This is a genomic window from Micrococcus sp. KRD026, from assembly GCF_017168445.1.
Classification (GTDB): Bacteria; Actinomycetota; Actinomycetes; order Actinomycetales; family Micrococcaceae; genus Micrococcus; species Micrococcus luteus.
The window spans coordinates 1-14,536 of sequence record NZ_JABFBA010000009.1 but is presented as its reverse complement, the minus strand read 5'-3'; the positions used below and the strand labels follow the sequence as shown (position 1 = coordinate 14,536).

Here is a 14,536-nt window from a genome sequence, read left to right as displayed (position 1 = left end):
CGGGCCCGCGCACCCGCGACAACTCAACCCGGGATGCGGGGCAGGGGCCGGGCGGCGGCGCATCGTCAGCGTCCGGGCGCACTAGGGTGGAGCGCATGTCCGCGACCCCCCTCGGCTTCTGGAAGCTGCCCGCACGCCCCGACGGCGCCGCCCGTCACCTCGCCGTCATCACCGGGGGAGAGGCGCAGCAGACCATGCTCTTCCTCCAGGACGGGCAGTGGTCCATCCTCGCCCTCTTCCAGGACGAGCTGGCCGGCAAGGCCGCCGCCCGCACCCTGGACGCGCTCCTGCAGTCCGTCACCTGTCTGCGCATGGGCGGCCGTGACGTCCTCGACGGCTCCGACACCCCGCGGCCCGGTGTCGAGTGGGCCGGCTACGACCGCGAGTTCGAGGAGGCCGACGTGGCCGAGCAGCGCGACGTCGAGCCGCGCGGCCGGATCTGGATCCTCCCGGCCACGGACGGCGCCTCCGTCGGCCTCAAGCTTCCCGGGCACCGCCGGTACGACGACGCCGTCGCCCAGTTCGCCGACGTCGACGCGGCGCGGGCCGCCGTCGCGGCGATCGACGAGCTGCTGGGCGTCGGCCCGCGCGGCTGAGCCGGCCGGTCCTCACCGGCCCGGGGCCGCGACCGTTCGCCTCCCAGGGTTCACCTGCTGTTCACCCGGCTGCGCCGCCGGGCCCGGCTTCCTCGTCCGCCGCCCGCCCATAATGATGGACAGAGCACAGGCCGCGGCCCGCCGCCGTCGTACCGAGGAGGGGACGGGCGGGCACGGTGACGCACCCAGTGAAGGAGACGGTCCATGGAGCTGCTGCAGCCCGACGCCCCCCGCGAGAACCTCCGCGAGTTCATCGACAAGCTGCGCGACGGCGGCTACACCGTCTCGGACGGTCACACCAACGATCCCGACCTGATCGATCCGCAGGGCCGCGCCGTGGAGACGTGGAAGGAGGACTACCCGTACGAGACGCGCATGACGCGCGAGGAGTACGAGCTGGAGAAGTACCGCCTGCAGATCGAACTGCTCAAGCTGCAGTACTGGGGCGAGGACACCGGCCAGCGCCACATCATCGTCTTCGAGGGCCGCGACGCCGCCGGCAAGGGCGGCACCATCAAGCGCTTCACCGAGCACATGAACCCCCGCACCGCCCGCGTCGTGGCCCTCAACAAGCCCTCGGACCGCGAGCTCGGCCAGTGGTACTTCCAGCGCTACATCCAGCACTTCCCCACGGCGGGCGAGATCGTGCTGTTCGACCGCTCGTGGTACAACCGCGCCGGCGTCGAGCGGGTCATGGGCTTCGCCACGGACGAGCAGTACCGCCGCTTCATGAACCAGGTGCCGCTGTTCGAGAAGATGCTCGTGGACGACGGCATCCACCTCACCAAGTTCTGGTTCTCCGTCACGCAGACCGAGCAGCGCACGCGCTTCGCGATCCGCCAGATCGACCCGGTCCGCCAGTGGAAGCTCTCGCCCATGGACCTCGAGTCCCTGGACCGCTGGGAGGCGTACACGGAGGCCAAGGAGGCCATGTTCCTCCACACGGACACGGACCACGCCCCGTGGATCTCCATCCGCTCCAACGACAAGAAGCGGGCCCGCCTCAACGCGATGCGCTACTTCCTGTCCCAGTTCGAGTACGAGGGCAAGGACCACGAGGTCGTCGGCACCCCGGACCCGCTGATCGTCCGCCGCGGCCGCGACGCCGTGGGGGACTGACCGCGGTCGACGTAGGCTGGGGGGCGGGTCCGTGTCCGGCACGGCCCGTCCCACCGTCCGAGCCACAGGAGGCCACCCGCGATGACCGAGCAGACCACCACCGTCCCCGTCGGCGCCGCCGACATCGGCGTCACGGGCCTGGCGGTGATGGGCGCGAACCTCGCCCGCAACTTCGCCCGCCACGGCTACACGGTGGCCCTGCACAACCGCAGCCGGGCCCGCACGGACCAGCTCGTGGCCGAGCACGGCGACGAGGGCGCGTTCGTCGCGACGGAGACGCTCGCCGAGCTCGTGCAGTCCCTCGCCGTGCCGCGCCGGGTGCTCATCATGGTCAAGGCGGGCGCCCCCGTGGACGCCGTCATCGACCAACTCGTCCCCCTGCTGGACGAGGGCGACATCGTCATCGACGCCGGCAACTCCCATTACGAGGACACCCGCCGCCGCGAGGCCGCCCTCGCCGAGAAGGGCCTGCACTTCGTGGGCGTCGGCGTCTCCGGCGGCGAGGAGGGCGCCCTGCACGGTCCGGCGATCATGCCCGGCGGTCCGGAGAAGTCCTACGAGGCCCTCGGCCCGATGCTCGAGAAGATCGCCGCGCAGTTCGAGGGGGAGCCGTGCTGCGCCTGGGTCGGCACGGACGGCGCCGGCCACTACGTGAAGATGGTCCACAACGGCATCGAGTACGCGGACATGCAGGTCATCGGCGAAGCCTACGACCTGCTGCGCCGCGTGGGCGGCCTCGAGCCCGCCGAGCAGGCCGAGGTGTTCACGGCGTGGAACCAGACCGACCTGGCCTCCTACCTCATCGAGATCACGGCCGAGGTGCTCGCCCAGGTGGACGCGGCCACGGGCCGCCCGCTCGTGGACGTGATCGTGGACGAGGCCGGGCAGAAGGGCACCGGCCGCTGGACCGCGATCTCGGGTCTCGACGTCGGCTCCCCGGTGGCCGCGATCGCCGAGTCCGTCTTCGCCCGCTCGCTGTCCTCTCAGCGCGCGGTGCGCCAGGTCGCCCGTGAGACCCTCGCGGCCGGCGTCGACGAGGAGGCGCAGCGCGCCCCGCAGGACACGGACACGTTCGTGGAGGACGTGCGCCAGGCGCTGTTCGCCTCCAAGCTCGTGGCCTACGCGCAGGGCATGGACATGCTCGCCGCCGCCGCCGAGGAGTACGGCTGGTCGCTGGACCTGGGCACCATCGCCTCGCTGTGGCGGGACGGCTGCATCATCCGCGCCGACCTGCTCGACGTGATCATGCAGGCCTTCGGCGGCCGCGACACCTCCCGCCACCCGGCGCCGGGCACCCGCGCCCCCGGCCAGCCGCTCAACCTGCTCTTCGCCCCCGAGTTCGCCCAGGCGATCGCCGAGGCCCTGCCGGCCTGGCGCCGCGTGGTCGGCACCGCCGTCGCCGCGGGCGTGCCGGTGCCGGTGTTCTCCTCGGCCCTGGCGTACTACGACGGCCTGCGGGCCGACCGCCTGCCGGCCGCCCTCGTGCAGGGCCAGCGCGATTTCTTCGGCGCCCACACCTACCTGCGCGTCGATCGCGAAGGCTCCTTCCACACGCTGTGGTCCGGCGACCGCACCGAGGTGGACGGCGAGGGCGTGCCCGTCGTCATGCCGCAGCCGACCGAGGGCGACCCCACGCAGGACTGACCCGGCGGGGGCCCGGCCCTCAGATCCAGAGGGCCGGGTCCACGTACTCCGCGGGGTCCACGAGCGGCTTGCCCTCGGCCGGGCCCTTGCGCGGGCGCACGGTGGCCGGCACGCCGGTGGCGATCGCGTCGGCGGGGGTGTCCTTCACGACGACGGCGTTGGCGCCCACCGCCGTCCCCTCCCCGATCTCGACGGGCCCGAGGATCTTGGCACCGGCCCCCACGACGACGCCGTCGCGTAACGTGGGGTGCCGCTTCACCTTGGCCAGGGAGCGGCCGCCGAGGGTGACCCCGTGGTACAGCATCACGTCGTCGCCGATCTCCGCGGTCTCGCCGATCACGACGCCCATGCCGTGGTCGATGAAGAACCGGCGACCGATCGAGGCGCCGGGGTGGATCTCGATGCCCGTGGCCGCGCGCGTGACCTGCGAGAGCACGCGGGCGGGCATCTTCAACCGGTCGTGCCGCCACATCCGGTGCGCGACGCGGTGCGCCCACACGGCGTGCAGACCCGAGTAGACGAGGGCCACCTCGAGGTCACCGCGCGCCGCCGGGTCATGGCTGCGGACGGTCGCGATGTCTTCCTTGATGCGGGAGAACAGTCCCACGGGCGGCCCCTTCGGGTCGGTGCGGTCGGTGAGCGGGCGGCGGTCAGCCGCGGATGTCCTCGAAGAGGGCGGTGGAGATGTAGCGCTCGCCGAAGTCACACACGATGGCGACGATCAGCTTGCCCTCGGACTCGGGCTTGGCGGCCTCCTTGAGGGCGGCCGAGATGATCGCGCCGGTGGAGATGCCGCCGAGGATGCCCTCCTCGGTCCCGAGCCGACGGGCGGTCTCGATGGACTCCTCGAAGGTGGCCGGGTAGACCTCGTCGTAGAGGTCGGTGTCCAGGATCTCCGGCACGAAGTTCGCGCCGATGCCCTGGATCTTGTGCGGGCCGGCCTGGCCGCCGGAGAGGATGGGGGAGTCGGCCGGCTCGACGGCGATGAGCTTCACGTCCGGCTTCTGCTCGCGCAGGTACCGGCCCGCGCCCGTGATGGTGCCGCCGGTGCCGACGCCGGCGATGAACACATCCACGGCGCCCTCGGACGCGTCCCAGATCTCCGGGCCGGTGCCCGTGTAGTGGGCCTGGATGTTGGCCTGGTTCGCGAACTGCTGGGCCCAGATGGAGTTCGGGGTGCTGCGGACGATCTCCTGGGCGCGCTCGAGGGCGCCGCGCATGCCGTCTGCACCGGGGGTCAGCACGATCTCGGCGCCGAACGCCTTGAGCATCACGCGGCGCTCGGTGGACATGGTCTCGGGCATGGTCAGGATCACGCGGTAGCCGCGCGCCGCGCCGACCATGGCCAGGGCGATGCCGGTGTTGCCGGAGGTGCCCTCCACGATGGTGCCGCCGGGGGTCAGCTCGCCGGCCGCCTCCGCGGCGTCGACGATGGCGGTGCCGATGCGGTCCTTCACCGAGTTGGCCGGGTTGTAGAACTCGACCTTCACGGCGACGTCGCCGGGCAGGTCCTTCGCGAGGCGGTTCAGCCGGACCAGGGGCGTGTTGCCGACCGCCTGGGTGATGTCGTCGAGGATGCGGGCCATGGTGATACCTCCGGTGGTGGTGCGCCTCGGGGCGCGGGCGATCTAGTGGGTGTTCCTGCGTCAGGCTATCGAGCCGCGGCGCCGCTCAGGCGTCCACGAGCCACGCGGAGTAGTTCCGGCGCACCTTCGCGAGCTTCGGATCGATGACCACACGGCAGTATCCGTTGGAACGGCGCCGCGCATAGAAGTCCTGGTGAATGTCCTCGGCCGGGTGCCACGCGGACGCCGGCTCGACGCGTGTGACGATGGGGCTGTCATAGTTCGCCTGCGCCCGGGCGATCTCGTCCGCGAAGAACCGGGTCTCGGCCTCGTCATGGGCGAAGACGGCCGATCGGTACTGGGTGCCGACGTCGGCCCCCTGGCGGTTCAACGACGTGGGGTCGTGGCTGGTGAAGAACAGGTCCATGATCACCTCGGGCGGCACGACGGCGGCGTCGAAGCGCACGCGGACCGCTTCGGCGTGGCCGGTGGTCCCGGTGCACACGGACTCGTAGCTCGGGGCGGGGTCGTCGCCTCCGGTGTAGCCGGACTCGACGGCGAGCACGCCCCGCACGCGACGGTAGACGGCGTCGAGGCACCAGAAGCAGCCGCCGGCGAGCGTCAGCTCGCGGACGTCGGCGGGCGCGTCGGAGGCGCCGAGGGGCTCGGTACGGGGGGAGTCGGTCATGGCAGGCACAGCAACGCGGCCCGCGCTTTTCATTCCCGACGTCGCCGCGCCGTGCCCTCACCCAGGGCAGCCGGGTCGTGCGTGCCCGGGCCGGGTGGGCCATCATGGCCGGTATGACCGTGTCCCGTCCCACCGTCCCCGCCTCGCCGGAGCACGCCCTGGCCCCGCCGACGCTCGGGCAGGTCCTCGAGGTCGTCCAGGGGCTGTGGCCGCGGGAGCTGGCGGAGCCGTGGGACGCCGTCGGGCCGGTGGCCGGGCGCCCGGAGGCCCCGGTGCGGACCGTCCTGTGGGCGCTGGACCCGGTGCAGGCCGTGGCCGACGAGGCCGTCGCCCGCGGGGCCGACCTCGTGGTCACCCACCACCCGCTCCTGCTGCGCGGGACCTCGTCCGTGGCCGCCGTCGGGCATGCCGCCGCCGCGAAGGGCCGCCTGCTGCACACCCTGATCGAGCACCGCGTCGCCCTGCTGGCCGCGCACACCAACGCCGACGCCGTCGTGGGCGGCGTCTCGGACGTGCTGGCCCGTGCCGTCGGCGTCATCGGAGCGCTCTCGCCCCTGACGACCTCCGCCGCCGGCACCGGGGCCGAAGGCATCGGCCGGGTGGGCGACCTGCCTGAGGAGACCGACCTGGCCGCCTTCGCCCGGGCCGTGCACGCGGCGCTGCCCGCCACGGCCGGTGGCGTGCGCGTGGCGGGCGACCCCGCCCAGCGCATCCGCCGCGTCGCCGTGTGCGGCGGTGCCGGAGACAGCCTCTTCGACGCGGTCCGCGCGTCCGGCGCGGACGTCTACGTGACCGCCGATCTGCGCCACCACCCGGCCTCGGAGGCCCGGGAGACGGCCGCGCCGGGGGAGGGACGTCCCGCGCTCGTGGACGTCTCGCACTGGGCGAGCGAGTCCCTATGGCTCGAGCACGGCGCCCGCGCCCTGGAGGCCGCCCTGGCGGAGCGGGGACTGGGCGTCACCACCCTGTTCTCAGATCACCGCAGCGACCCCTGGGACTTCCTGGTCGGGGGAGAGCGGGCCGACGAGGGGAGTCACGCATGAGTGAGGTCACCGCACCGCCGGCCGTCCAGGCCCGGCTGCTGGAGCTGCAGGAGCTCGACACGGCCCTGGACCAGGCCCGCGCCGCCGTCCGTCGGCTCAAGGCGGACCCGGAGCACGCCCGGCTGCGCGCCCGCGCGCTGGAACTCGAGGAGGCGTTGCCCGGCCTCGAGGATGCCGCCCGCACCGCCGACCGGGCGGGAGCCGAGGCCACCGAGAAGGCCGCCGCCACCCGCGCCCGTCGGGACCGGACCCGGGAGCGGCTCGAAGCGGGCCAGGGCGGGTCCAAGGAGCTGCAGGCCATGCAGCACGAGGACGACACGCTCACCGCACTGCTCGATGACCACGAGGCCGCGGCGCTCGAGGCCATGGAGACCGCCGACGCCGCCGAGTCCCGGCTCGCGAAGGGCCACGCCGCTCTGGAGCAGGCACGGGCCGAGGTCGAGGCCCGCGCGGCGGAGGTGCGCCGCGAGGGGCAGGCCGTGACCCAGCGTGGCCGGGACCTCATCCAGCGCCGGGCGGCGTTGGCCGCGGAGTTTCCCGCGTCGTTGCTGGCCCTGTACGAGCAGGCGCGGGAGCGCAACGGCGGCATCGGCGCGGCCCGGCTCGTCGGGAACCGGTCCGCGGCCGCGGGCACGGAGCTGTCGCCCGCGGAGGTCGCGCGCATCCGGGCCCTCCCGCCGGCCGCCGTCGCCCGCTGCCCCGAGTCCGGCGCCATCCTCATCCGGGACTGACCCCGGGCCCCGCCCCCGGCGCGATCAGTAGAGTGGGGGGCCGCGTCGGACGGCGCGACCACGGACACGAGGAGGCGCACGGTGAGCGGACGAGTCCTGCAGGTGGAGGCCGACGGCGGGTCGCGGGGCAACCCCGGCGTCGCCGGCTATGGTGCCCTGGTGCGCGACCCGGCCACGGGCGAGATCCTCCGGACCGACGCCGCCCCGCTGGGGAAGGCGTCGAACAACGTGGCCGAGTACTCCGGGCTCGTGGCCGGGCTGCGGATGGCCCGGGACCTCGACCCCGAGGCGCGGGTGCACGTGCTGATGGACTCCAAGCTCGTGGTGGAGCAGATGTCCGGGCGGTGGAAGATCAAGCACGAGGACATGCGGCGCCTCGCGGCCGAGGCCCGGTCCGTGCTGCCCCCCGAGCGCGTCACCTACGAATGGATCCCGCGCAACCGGAACAAGGACGCCGACCGCCTCTCCAACGAGGCCATGGACGCCGGCGCGCGGGGCGGCCAATGGGACGCGGGCGCGTCCGAGGTGCCGGTCGCGGCCCCCGCGGCCGCGGGGTCGACCGCCGCGGAGGCGTCCACGACCCCCGCATCGGCGGTGGCCGGGTCCGGCCTCGACGCGGACGCGGACGTCCGGGCCGTGGAGGCGGACGGGTCCGACGTCGTCGCTTCGCCGGATGATGCGACCCCGGCGCCCGCGCCCACGGGACGGCTGCACCACGTGGAGATCTGGGTCGCGGATCTGGCGGCGGCCGAGGCGAGCCTCGGCTGGCTGTTCGGCGAGCTCGGCTACGTGCCCGGGGAGGGGTGGGCCGAGGGCCGGACCTACCAGGGCGCGGGGGAGTACCTCGTGCTCGAGGCCGGGCCCGACGTCGCCGCGGGCGCCCACGAGCGCACCCGCCCGGGCCTGAACCACCTTGCCTTCCGGGCCGGATCGCGCGCCCGCGTGGACGAGCTCACCGCCGCCGCGCGCGACCGGGGGTTCCGCCTGCTCTTCGAGGACCGCCACCCGCACGCCGGGGGAGCGGACCACTACGCCGCCTACCTCGAGACCGCGGACGGCTTCGAGGTGGAGCTGGTGGCCGTCGAGGACTGAGGCCGCGTCTGGGCAGACCGCGCCTCGCCCGGGGTCACCCCTCGGGCAGGATCACCCGCAGCGCGCCGGGCTTGCCGCCGGACGGCCGGGCCAGCTCGACCTCCCAGCCGTGGCCGTCCCCGGCCCGCGCGACCACGTCCGCGACGCGCTCCAGCGTCGAGGTCTCCCGCGCCCCCGCCTCCAGCAGCGCGCGGGCCACGAGGCCGCGGGTGTGCTTGGCGAAGTGCGAGACGACGGTCCGCTCGCCGTCGCGCAGCTGGAACACGTCGACCGCGAGGGTCCGCTCCGCCGGTGCCCGCCACTGGGCCGCGTAGCCGCCGGAGCGGCAGTCGACGACGGGCCCGCCGTCCCGTGCGGCGAGCGCGTCGAGGGCGGGGGTCAGGACGGGGCGCCAGTGCGCGGCCAGCCCGGGCAGCCCCGGCAGCTTCGCGCCGACGGGCAGCCGGAAGGCGGGGATCCGGTCCGCCAGCGCGGTGGCGCCGAACAGCGCGGAGAAGACCAGCACGGACGCGCGGGCGCGGCGCTTCGCCGCCGCGGACAGGGAGGCGTGGTCGAGCGCATCGAAGAGCACGCCCGTGAACACCCGGTGACCGGGCGCGGCGGGGGCGACGGCCAGGCGCGTGTTCGCCTCGACCTCGCCGGTGAGCGACGCCCCGACGCCGAGAGCCGCCAGGGCATCCGGGGCGGCCGAGACCGCGGTGAGCCGCGTGAGCAGGTCCGCGCGGGCGCCCGTCACCGCGGCGTCATCGGCCAACGCGAGGGCATCGAGGTCGAGCGGGGCCCCGGAGCGGGGCGCGGTCTTGCCCTCGGAGGGCGGCAGCAGGATCAGCACCGGGCCAGCCTAGCCAGGCGCCCCCGGACCGACGCGCGGACGGGCCGGGCCGACGTCGTCGTCCGGACCTGGCACAGTGGTGGGGTCCGCACAGCCGCCCCGCATCCCAGGAGTCGCCCGATGACCGCCATGAACGTGTTCGGCGTGGTGTACCCGTTCGTCCTGCTCGTGATCGCGGCCGCCGTGTGGCTCGGGATCCGCTCCAGCGGGCGGGAGCGCACGCACGCCTCCGCTCTGGAGCAGCGCCTGCGGGAGCACACCTTCACGGGGCAGGATCGCGTGACGCTGGAATGGCCGCGGGACCGGCGACGCCCGAGCCTGGCGAAGGTCGTCTCGATCGGCGAGTCGTACGGGTACCGCCTGCTGGACAAGCGGGAGCGCGAGCACGTGGTGGAGCTCGAGTTCGAACGGATCCTCGACGACGAGGGGTTCTGACCCCAGCCGGGGGCCGTGAGGTGGGACGGACCGGCTGTAAGCCGGGTTCTGTGCCTCGCGCGCGTTGCCCCGCGCGAGGTGACGGCCATCCATCTGGGCCCGCCATCGCTGACGGGCTCGAGCGGCCAACCCGGACGCTGGGGCGAGCAGCCCTCGTGACGCGTCCTGTTCGGCCTTGCACCGGATGGGGTTTACCGAGCCGGCCCCGTCACCGGGGCCGCTGGTGGTCTCTTACACCACCCTTTCACCCTTACCGCCGCGCACACGGCGCGGAGGCGGTCTTCTCTCTGTGGCACTGGCCCGCGGGTCGCCCCGGGTGGATGTTGTCCACCATCCTGCTCTGCGGTGCCCGGACTTTCCTCGCACCCCCCGCAGGGGCACGCGGCCGTCCGCCGATCCGTCCCGACCGACCAGTGTACGCCCCGTCGCGACCGCAGGGCCGCTCCGGACGTGTCCTCGCCTAGAATGGCGGAGTCCGCCGACAACGAGGTCGGGGGATGGGGCCTGCCCAGGACGGCCCCGCCAGGTTTCAAGGAAGGACTCCCGTGGCAGACACCGCCTCGACCCAGACCCCCGAGTGGAACACGCAGCAGAAGCTCGCGGAGAAGATGGTCCCCCTGCTGGGCACCCTGTACCGCGAGCACAACGTGGTCACCTCGATCTACGGGCGCTCCCTCGTGAACCGCGGCGTGATCGACATCATCAAGGCCCACCGTTACGCCCGCCGCGTGCAGGAGGCCCCGCTGAGCGTCGAGTCCACCTACCCCCTGGTCGAGGCCATGGCTGCGATGGACCTGGGCGCCGCCACCATCGACCTGGCCGAGCTGGCCGCCAAGCACAAGGCCTCGGGCCAGGACGTCCAGGCCTTCCTGGACGCCGAGCTCGCCGAGGTCAAGGGCAAGGCCGGTGAGGGCCTGGGCGAGACCCAGGACGTCGTGCTCTACGGCTTCGGTCGCATCGGCCGCCTGCTGGCCCGCATCCTCCTCGACCACGCCGGCGGTGGCTCCAAGCTACGCCTGCGTGCCGTCGTCGTGCGCAAGAACTCGGAGGACGACCTGATCAAGCGCGCCTCCCTGCTGCGCCGCGACTCGATCCACGGCCCGTTCGACGGGACGATCGTGGTGGACGAGGACCGCGACGTGATCACCGCCAACGGCACCGAGATCCAGGTCATCTACTCGAACGACCCGACCACGGTGGACTACACCTCCTACGGCATCAAGGACGCGCTGGTCGTCGACAACACCGGACGCTGGCGCGACGACGAGGGCCTGTCCCAGCACCTGCAGGCCAAGGGCGCCGCGAAGGTCCTGCTGACCGCCCCGGGCAAGGGCGAGATGAAGAACATCGTGTTCGGCGTGAACTCGGACGACATCACGCCCCAGGACACGATCGTCTCGGCAGCCTCCTGCACCACCAACGGCATCACCCCGGTGCTCAAGGTCATCCAGGACGACTACGGCATCGACCACGGCCACGTGGAGACCGTGCACGCCTACACCAATGACCAGAACCTCGTGGACAACTTCCACAAGGGCGCCCGTCGTGGCCGTGCCGCCGGCATGAACATGGTGCTCACCGAGACCGGTGCCGCCAAGGCCGTGGCCAAGGCCCTGCCCGAGCTCAAGGGCAAGCTCTCCGGCAACGCCATCCGCGTCCCCACCCCGGACGTGTCCATGGCCATCCTGAACCTCGAGCTGAACAAGCCCACCTCGGTGGAGGAGCTGAACGCCCGCCTGAAGCAGGAGTCCCTCACCGGCCCCCTGCGCGGCCAGGTCGGCTACGTGGACTCCCCGGAGGTCGTGTCCACCGACTTCGTCGGCTCGGACCGCGCCGGCGTCGTGGACGGCCTGGCGACCCTCGTGAACAACGACGGCAAGAACGCGATCCTCTACGTCTGGTACGACAACGAGTACGGCTACTCGCACCAGGTGATCCGCGTGGTGGAGAAGATGGCGGGCCAGCAGGTCCCCGCCTTCCCGCAGGCCTGACCCGCAGACGACCGACGGCCCGTCCCCGCGGAGGGGACGGGCCGTCGTCGTGTGCCGACCGGGTCGGACCTCGAGCCGAGGCTCAGGCCTCGTCGTCCCCGTGGTCGCCGTCGGGGCCGTGCTCGTGGTCCGCGTGGTCGTCGGCGTCATGGCCGAAGGGGTCCTCGTCGGTACCGGGCAGCCACGTCACGCCGGGCACGTTCAGGCGCTCGGCCCGCTGCGCGCGCTTCCAGCGCCGCTGCCACTTGCCCTCGAGCCGGTTCACGTAGAGGGTGCCGTTGAGGTGGTCGTACTCGTGCTGCATGATGCGCGCGAACCAGCCCTCGGCCTCGAACTCGAACATCTCGCCGTCCACGCGCTGGCCGGACAGGCGCACGCGGGTCGGGCGCTGCAGGGGGAAGCCGAGCCCGGGCACCGAGAGGCAGCCCTCGGTGTGCTCGTCCGGGTGCGGGTCCTCCCGCGGCGCCTTGTCCAGGTGGGTCAGCACGGGGTTGATCACGTGGCCCACGTTCGGCGCGTCGCCGGAGTCCGGGAACGTCCACGTGAAGATCCGCAGCCCGACCCCGACCTGCGGGGCGGCCAGGCCCACGCCGTGCGCGGCGTCCTGCGTGACGTACATGTCCTCGATCAGCTCGCGGATCTCGTCGTCGATCACCTCCACCTCGGCCGCGCGCCTGTGCAGCACGGGCTCGCCGTAGACGGTGATGGGACGGATGGAGGCCATGGCACTGCGCTTCCCGGCCCGGGCTGCGGGCCTGCGTGGGTAGGAGGACGGGGGGAGTCCCCAGCCTACCGCCGGGGACATCACGACGACGGCGGTCATTCCGCGGCAAGGGCCTCCAGCGCATCCGGGTTCAGCAGCGTCACCCGCGGGCCCTCGATGGCGATCAGGCCGTCGTCGGCGAGGCGGCGCAGCCCGCGGCTGAACGCCTCGGGGGTGGTGCCCAGCAGCGAGGCGACGTCCTTCTTCGGCGCGGCCAGCACCACGACGAGGTCGGCCTCGTCCCGGAGGGCCGGCAGGCCGAGCAGATGTCCGGCGATCCGCGCGGTGACAGGCTGACGCTCCCATGCCAGCCGTTGTTCCGCCTCGGCCAGGCGGACGGCCAGCGCCCGCATCACGCGTCCCCCGATGCCCGGATGCTCGGCCAGGAGTCGGGCGACCTCGGCGTGGGAGAAGGTGCACAGGCGGGTCGCGACCACGGCGCGCGCCCCGTGCCGGGCCGGCTCGCCCGTGAGGAACTCGTGCTCGCCCACGGAGTCGCCGGGCTCGACCATCCGCACCACGCGTTCCCGGCCGGTCGCTGAGCCGAGCGTCAGCGCCAGGCGGCCGGTGTGCACGACACACAGGCGGTCCGTGCGGTCGCCTGCCAGATGCAGGGCATCGCCGGCCTCGAGCACGATCGGCCGCGCCAGGGCGGAGACCCGGCGCAGCTGCTCCAGATCCAGCCCGGTGAACAGCGGGACCCGGGCCGCGCACGGCTCTGGTTCATCCACGGGGATGAGGGGCAGGTCCATACGCACGCCATCAGCCTCCCACACGGCGGCTTGACCGCGGTCAAGGCGTACCCGCCGACCCCTTCGTAGCGTCAGTGACATCCCCGAGGACGGGGATCGGACCGGGCGCCCGCCCCGTCTGCTCAGCCTCACCGGCGACCGCGCCGGTGACGACCGACTGGAGTGACCATGACCCCCACCACGCGCACCCTGCTCCGCGCCGAGGGCTTCAGCTGCCCCTCGTGCGTCCGGAAGATCGAGAAGGCCCTCGACGCCCTGCCCGGCGTGACCGGCGCGCAGGTCCACTTCGAGACCCAGCGCATCGAGGTCGACCACGACCCGCAGACCACCACTGCCCAGGACCTCGTCGAGGCCGTCGCCAAGGTCGGCTACACCGCCCGGCCGTCGGCCTTCTGACCCCGCCCCGCGGCGCTGAGCCCGGCGAGGGTGTGCCGCGCCGAGACGTGCGCCGAGACCAGCGAGTCCACGACGGGTCCCACGATCACCGGTCCCGGCGCGAACCAGGGCGCGAGCGCCTCGCCCACCGCCCGCGCGTCCCGCACCGAGCCGACCACGAGGACGAGCCGTTCGGACTGCACGCCCACGAGCAGGTCGCAGTCGAGCCTCGCCGCGGCCCGCCGCAGGTCCGGGATGAACGCGGGCTTGTCCTGCCCCGGGGCGAGACCCGCCATGACCATCACGTCGTGGTCCCCACGCCAGCCCAGCGCGGTGGCCCGGTGCCGGATCTCGTCCGGGTCCTGCCCGCGCAGCACCGCGTCCAGCAGGACCGACTCGAGCCGCGAGTCCATCGCTCCGCGCATCTCCGCGGCCCGGGCGTACACGTCTGCGAGCGCGAACGCGACCTCGCGCGAGTAGTGGAGGATGTGCTCGCGGACGGGCGCCTGGTCGCGCTCGGCCAGCAGCTCCGGCACCCGCGTCTCGACGACGTCCACCATCGTCCGGATGAGCTGGAGGGCCCGCTGCAGCGAGATCGCCCCGGTGAGATCGGTGGGCGCGGGCCCGAAGACGTCCTGCAGGACGTGGCCCGTGGAGGTGGGCCGCTCGAACCACGTGAGGAAGCCCTGCAGGGCGCGCTGGGCCACGAGCCCGAGGGCGCTGCGCTCGTCCGGGGTGAGTCGGCGGTACCAGGGCAGGGTGGCGTCCAGCCGCTGCAGCACCGCCGTGTTCAGGGCCCCCAGGTGGCTCCTGAGGCGGGCCAGCCCGTCGGTGCTCACGGGGCGAGGGGCGGCGGGGCGGGGCTCGGGCATGCGCTTCATCCTAGGCGCGTGTTGTGGGGTTCCTACAG

Annotated in this window: 16 protein-coding genes and 1 other RNA gene; 9 read left to right on the top strand and 8 right to left on the bottom strand. The window is 73.4% G+C overall.

Going from position 1 to position 14,536, the window contains the following annotated elements; translation table 11 throughout:
• Nucleotides 1-95: 95 nt before the first annotated feature.
• The 3 genes from J1M40_RS03135 (at nucleotide 96) to gndA (ending at nucleotide 3,359) form a co-directional block, all read left to right on the top strand.
• Nucleotides 96-596, top strand: a complete 501-nt coding sequence (locus J1M40_RS03135; protein ID WP_144820211.1) for a hypothetical protein — start codon at nucleotides 96-98, stop codon at nucleotides 594-596.
• Nucleotides 597-800: 204 nt separating this feature from the next.
• Nucleotides 801-1,715 carry a polyphosphate kinase 2 gene (ppk2, locus tag J1M40_RS03130; RefSeq protein ID WP_036340172.1) on the top strand — a complete coding sequence of 305 codons (915 nt, stop codon included), beginning with the start codon at nucleotides 801-803 and terminating at the stop codon, nucleotides 1,713-1,715.
• Between the two features lie 81 nt (nucleotides 1,716-1,796).
• Nucleotides 1,797-3,359, top strand: a complete 1,563-nt coding sequence (gene gndA, locus J1M40_RS03125; RefSeq protein ID WP_206450463.1) for an NADP-dependent phosphogluconate dehydrogenase — start codon at nucleotides 1,797-1,799, stop codon at nucleotides 3,357-3,359.
• Between the two features lie 19 nt (nucleotides 3,360-3,378).
• On the opposite strand, the gene epsC is transcribed toward gndA, so the two are convergent.
• The 3 genes from epsC to msrA all read right to left on the bottom strand — a co-directional run bounded on the left by epsC (nucleotide 3,379) and on the right by msrA (nucleotide 5,612).
• A complete protein-coding gene (gene epsC / locus J1M40_RS03120) occupies nucleotides 3,379-3,966 on the bottom strand; it encodes a serine O-acetyltransferase EpsC (protein ID WP_020624780.1) in 588 nt (195 codons plus the stop codon).
• A gap of 43 nt (nucleotides 3,967-4,009) precedes the next feature.
• On the bottom strand, nucleotides 4,010-4,945 hold the full coding sequence (gene cysK / locus J1M40_RS03115) for a cysteine synthase A (protein WP_002856838.1): 936 nt from the start codon (nucleotides 4,943-4,945) through the stop codon (nucleotides 4,010-4,012).
• Between the two features lie 85 nt (nucleotides 4,946-5,030).
• Nucleotides 5,031-5,612, bottom strand: coding sequence for a peptide-methionine (S)-S-oxide reductase MsrA (gene msrA / locus J1M40_RS03110; RefSeq protein WP_069941180.1), 582 nt, complete (start codon nucleotides 5,610-5,612; stop codon nucleotides 5,031-5,033).
• A gap of 113 nt (nucleotides 5,613-5,725) precedes the next feature.
• On the opposite strand from msrA, the gene J1M40_RS03105 reads away from it, so the two are divergent.
• The 3 genes from J1M40_RS03105 to J1M40_RS03095 all read left to right on the top strand — a co-directional run bounded on the left by J1M40_RS03105 (nucleotide 5,726) and on the right by J1M40_RS03095 (nucleotide 8,478).
• Nucleotides 5,726-6,655, top strand: coding sequence for a Nif3-like dinuclear metal center hexameric protein (locus J1M40_RS03105; protein WP_060974037.1), 930 nt, complete (start codon nucleotides 5,726-5,728; stop codon nucleotides 6,653-6,655).
• Entirely contained in the window at nucleotides 6,652-7,386 is a 735-nt protein-coding gene (locus J1M40_RS03100; protein ID WP_122054245.1) for a zinc ribbon domain-containing protein, read from the top strand. The genes J1M40_RS03105 and J1M40_RS03100 overlap by 4 nt, the downstream gene beginning before the upstream one ends.
• A gap of 81 nt (nucleotides 7,387-7,467) precedes the next feature.
• Nucleotides 7,468-8,478, top strand: a complete 1,011-nt coding sequence (locus J1M40_RS03095; RefSeq protein WP_159228118.1) for a reverse transcriptase-like protein — start codon at nucleotides 7,468-7,470, stop codon at nucleotides 8,476-8,478.
• A gap of 34 nt (nucleotides 8,479-8,512) precedes the next feature.
• Here the strand turns inward: J1M40_RS03095 and J1M40_RS03090 are convergent, their stop codons facing one another.
• Nucleotides 8,513-9,310, bottom strand: a complete 798-nt coding sequence (locus J1M40_RS03090) for a YaaA family protein (RefSeq protein WP_159228117.1) — start codon at nucleotides 9,308-9,310, stop codon at nucleotides 8,513-8,515.
• A 120-nt stretch (nucleotides 9,311-9,430) separates the two neighbouring features.
• Here J1M40_RS03090 and J1M40_RS03085 point away from each other — a divergent pair, with 120 nt between their 5' ends.
• Nucleotides 9,431-9,745, top strand: coding sequence for a hypothetical protein (locus tag J1M40_RS03085; RefSeq protein ID WP_012750836.1), 315 nt, complete (start codon nucleotides 9,431-9,433; stop codon nucleotides 9,743-9,745).
• A gap of 21 nt (nucleotides 9,746-9,766) precedes the next feature.
• Here J1M40_RS03085 and rnpB read toward each other — a convergent pair.
• Nucleotides 9,767-10,146: RNase P RNA component class A (gene rnpB, locus J1M40_RS03080), an RNA gene on the bottom strand.
• 144 nt (nucleotides 10,147-10,290) lie between these two features.
• Here rnpB and J1M40_RS03075 point away from each other — a divergent pair.
• Nucleotides 10,291-11,736: a glyceraldehyde-3-phosphate dehydrogenase gene (locus J1M40_RS03075; RefSeq protein WP_159228116.1), complete on the top strand. Its 1,446-nt coding sequence runs from the start codon at nucleotides 10,291-10,293 to the stop codon at nucleotides 11,734-11,736.
• A gap of 82 nt (nucleotides 11,737-11,818) precedes the next feature.
• On the opposite strand, the gene def is transcribed toward J1M40_RS03075, so the two are convergent.
• The gene (def, locus tag J1M40_RS03070) at nucleotides 11,819-12,460 is read right to left on the bottom strand and encodes a peptide deformylase (protein WP_036312746.1); all 642 of its coding nucleotides are present in this window, start codon (nucleotides 12,458-12,460) and stop codon (nucleotides 11,819-11,821) included.
• Nucleotides 12,461-12,555: 95 nt separating this feature from the next.
• Entirely contained in the window at nucleotides 12,556-13,251 is a 696-nt protein-coding gene (locus J1M40_RS03065; RefSeq protein ID WP_122054251.1) for a Crp/Fnr family transcriptional regulator, read from the bottom strand.
• 168 nt (nucleotides 13,252-13,419) lie between these two features.
• Between J1M40_RS03065 and J1M40_RS03060 the strand changes: the two genes are divergently transcribed.
• The gene (locus tag J1M40_RS03060; protein ID WP_100058098.1) at nucleotides 13,420-13,647 is read left to right on the top strand and encodes a heavy-metal-associated domain-containing protein; all 228 of its coding nucleotides are present in this window, start codon (nucleotides 13,420-13,422) and stop codon (nucleotides 13,645-13,647) included.
• Here the strand turns inward: J1M40_RS03060 and J1M40_RS03055 are convergent.
• Nucleotides 13,620-14,498 carry a PucR family transcriptional regulator gene (locus J1M40_RS03055; RefSeq protein ID WP_241252034.1) on the bottom strand — a complete coding sequence of 293 codons (879 nt, stop codon included), beginning with the start codon at nucleotides 14,496-14,498 and terminating at the stop codon, nucleotides 13,620-13,622. The two genes, J1M40_RS03060 and J1M40_RS03055, sit on opposite strands and share 28 nt — an antisense overlap.
• Nucleotides 14,499-14,536: the final 38 nt, after the last annotated feature.

Bases quoted from the DNA above. Each gene is read 5' to 3' on its own strand.
- J1M40_RS03135 (WP_144820211.1), top strand. From the start codon at position 96: ATGTCCGCGACCCCCCTCGGCTTCTGGAAGCTGCCCGCACGCCCCGAC.
- ppk2 (WP_036340172.1), top strand. From the start codon at position 801: ATGGAGCTGCTGCAGCCCGACGCCCCCCGCGAGAACCTCCGCGAGTTC.
- gndA (WP_206450463.1), top strand. From the start codon at position 1,797: ATGACCGAGCAGACCACCACCGTCCCCGTCGGCGCCGCCGACATCGGC.
- cysK (WP_002856838.1), bottom strand. From the start codon at position 4,945: ATGGCCCGCATCCTCGACGACATCACCCAGGCGGTCGGCAACACGCCC.
- msrA (WP_069941180.1), bottom strand. From the start codon at position 5,612: ATGACCGACTCCCCCCGTACCGAGCCCCTCGGCGCCTCCGACGCGCCC.
- J1M40_RS03105 (WP_060974037.1), top strand. From the start codon at position 5,726: ATGACCGTGTCCCGTCCCACCGTCCCCGCCTCGCCGGAGCACGCCCTG.
- J1M40_RS03100 (WP_122054245.1), top strand. From the start codon at position 6,652: ATGAGTGAGGTCACCGCACCGCCGGCCGTCCAGGCCCGGCTGCTGGAG.
- J1M40_RS03085 (WP_012750836.1), top strand. From the start codon at position 9,431: ATGACCGCCATGAACGTGTTCGGCGTGGTGTACCCGTTCGTCCTGCTC.
- def (WP_036312746.1), bottom strand. From the start codon at position 12,460: ATGGCCTCCATCCGTCCCATCACCGTCTACGGCGAGCCCGTGCTGCAC.
- J1M40_RS03065 (WP_122054251.1), bottom strand. From the start codon at position 13,251: ATGGACCTGCCCCTCATCCCCGTGGATGAACCAGAGCCGTGCGCGGCC.
- J1M40_RS03060 (WP_100058098.1), top strand. From the start codon at position 13,420: ATGACCCCCACCACGCGCACCCTGCTCCGCGCCGAGGGCTTCAGCTGC.
- J1M40_RS03055 (WP_241252034.1), bottom strand. From the start codon at position 14,498: ATGCCCGAGCCCCGCCCCGCCGCCCCTCGCCCCGTGAGCACCGACGGG.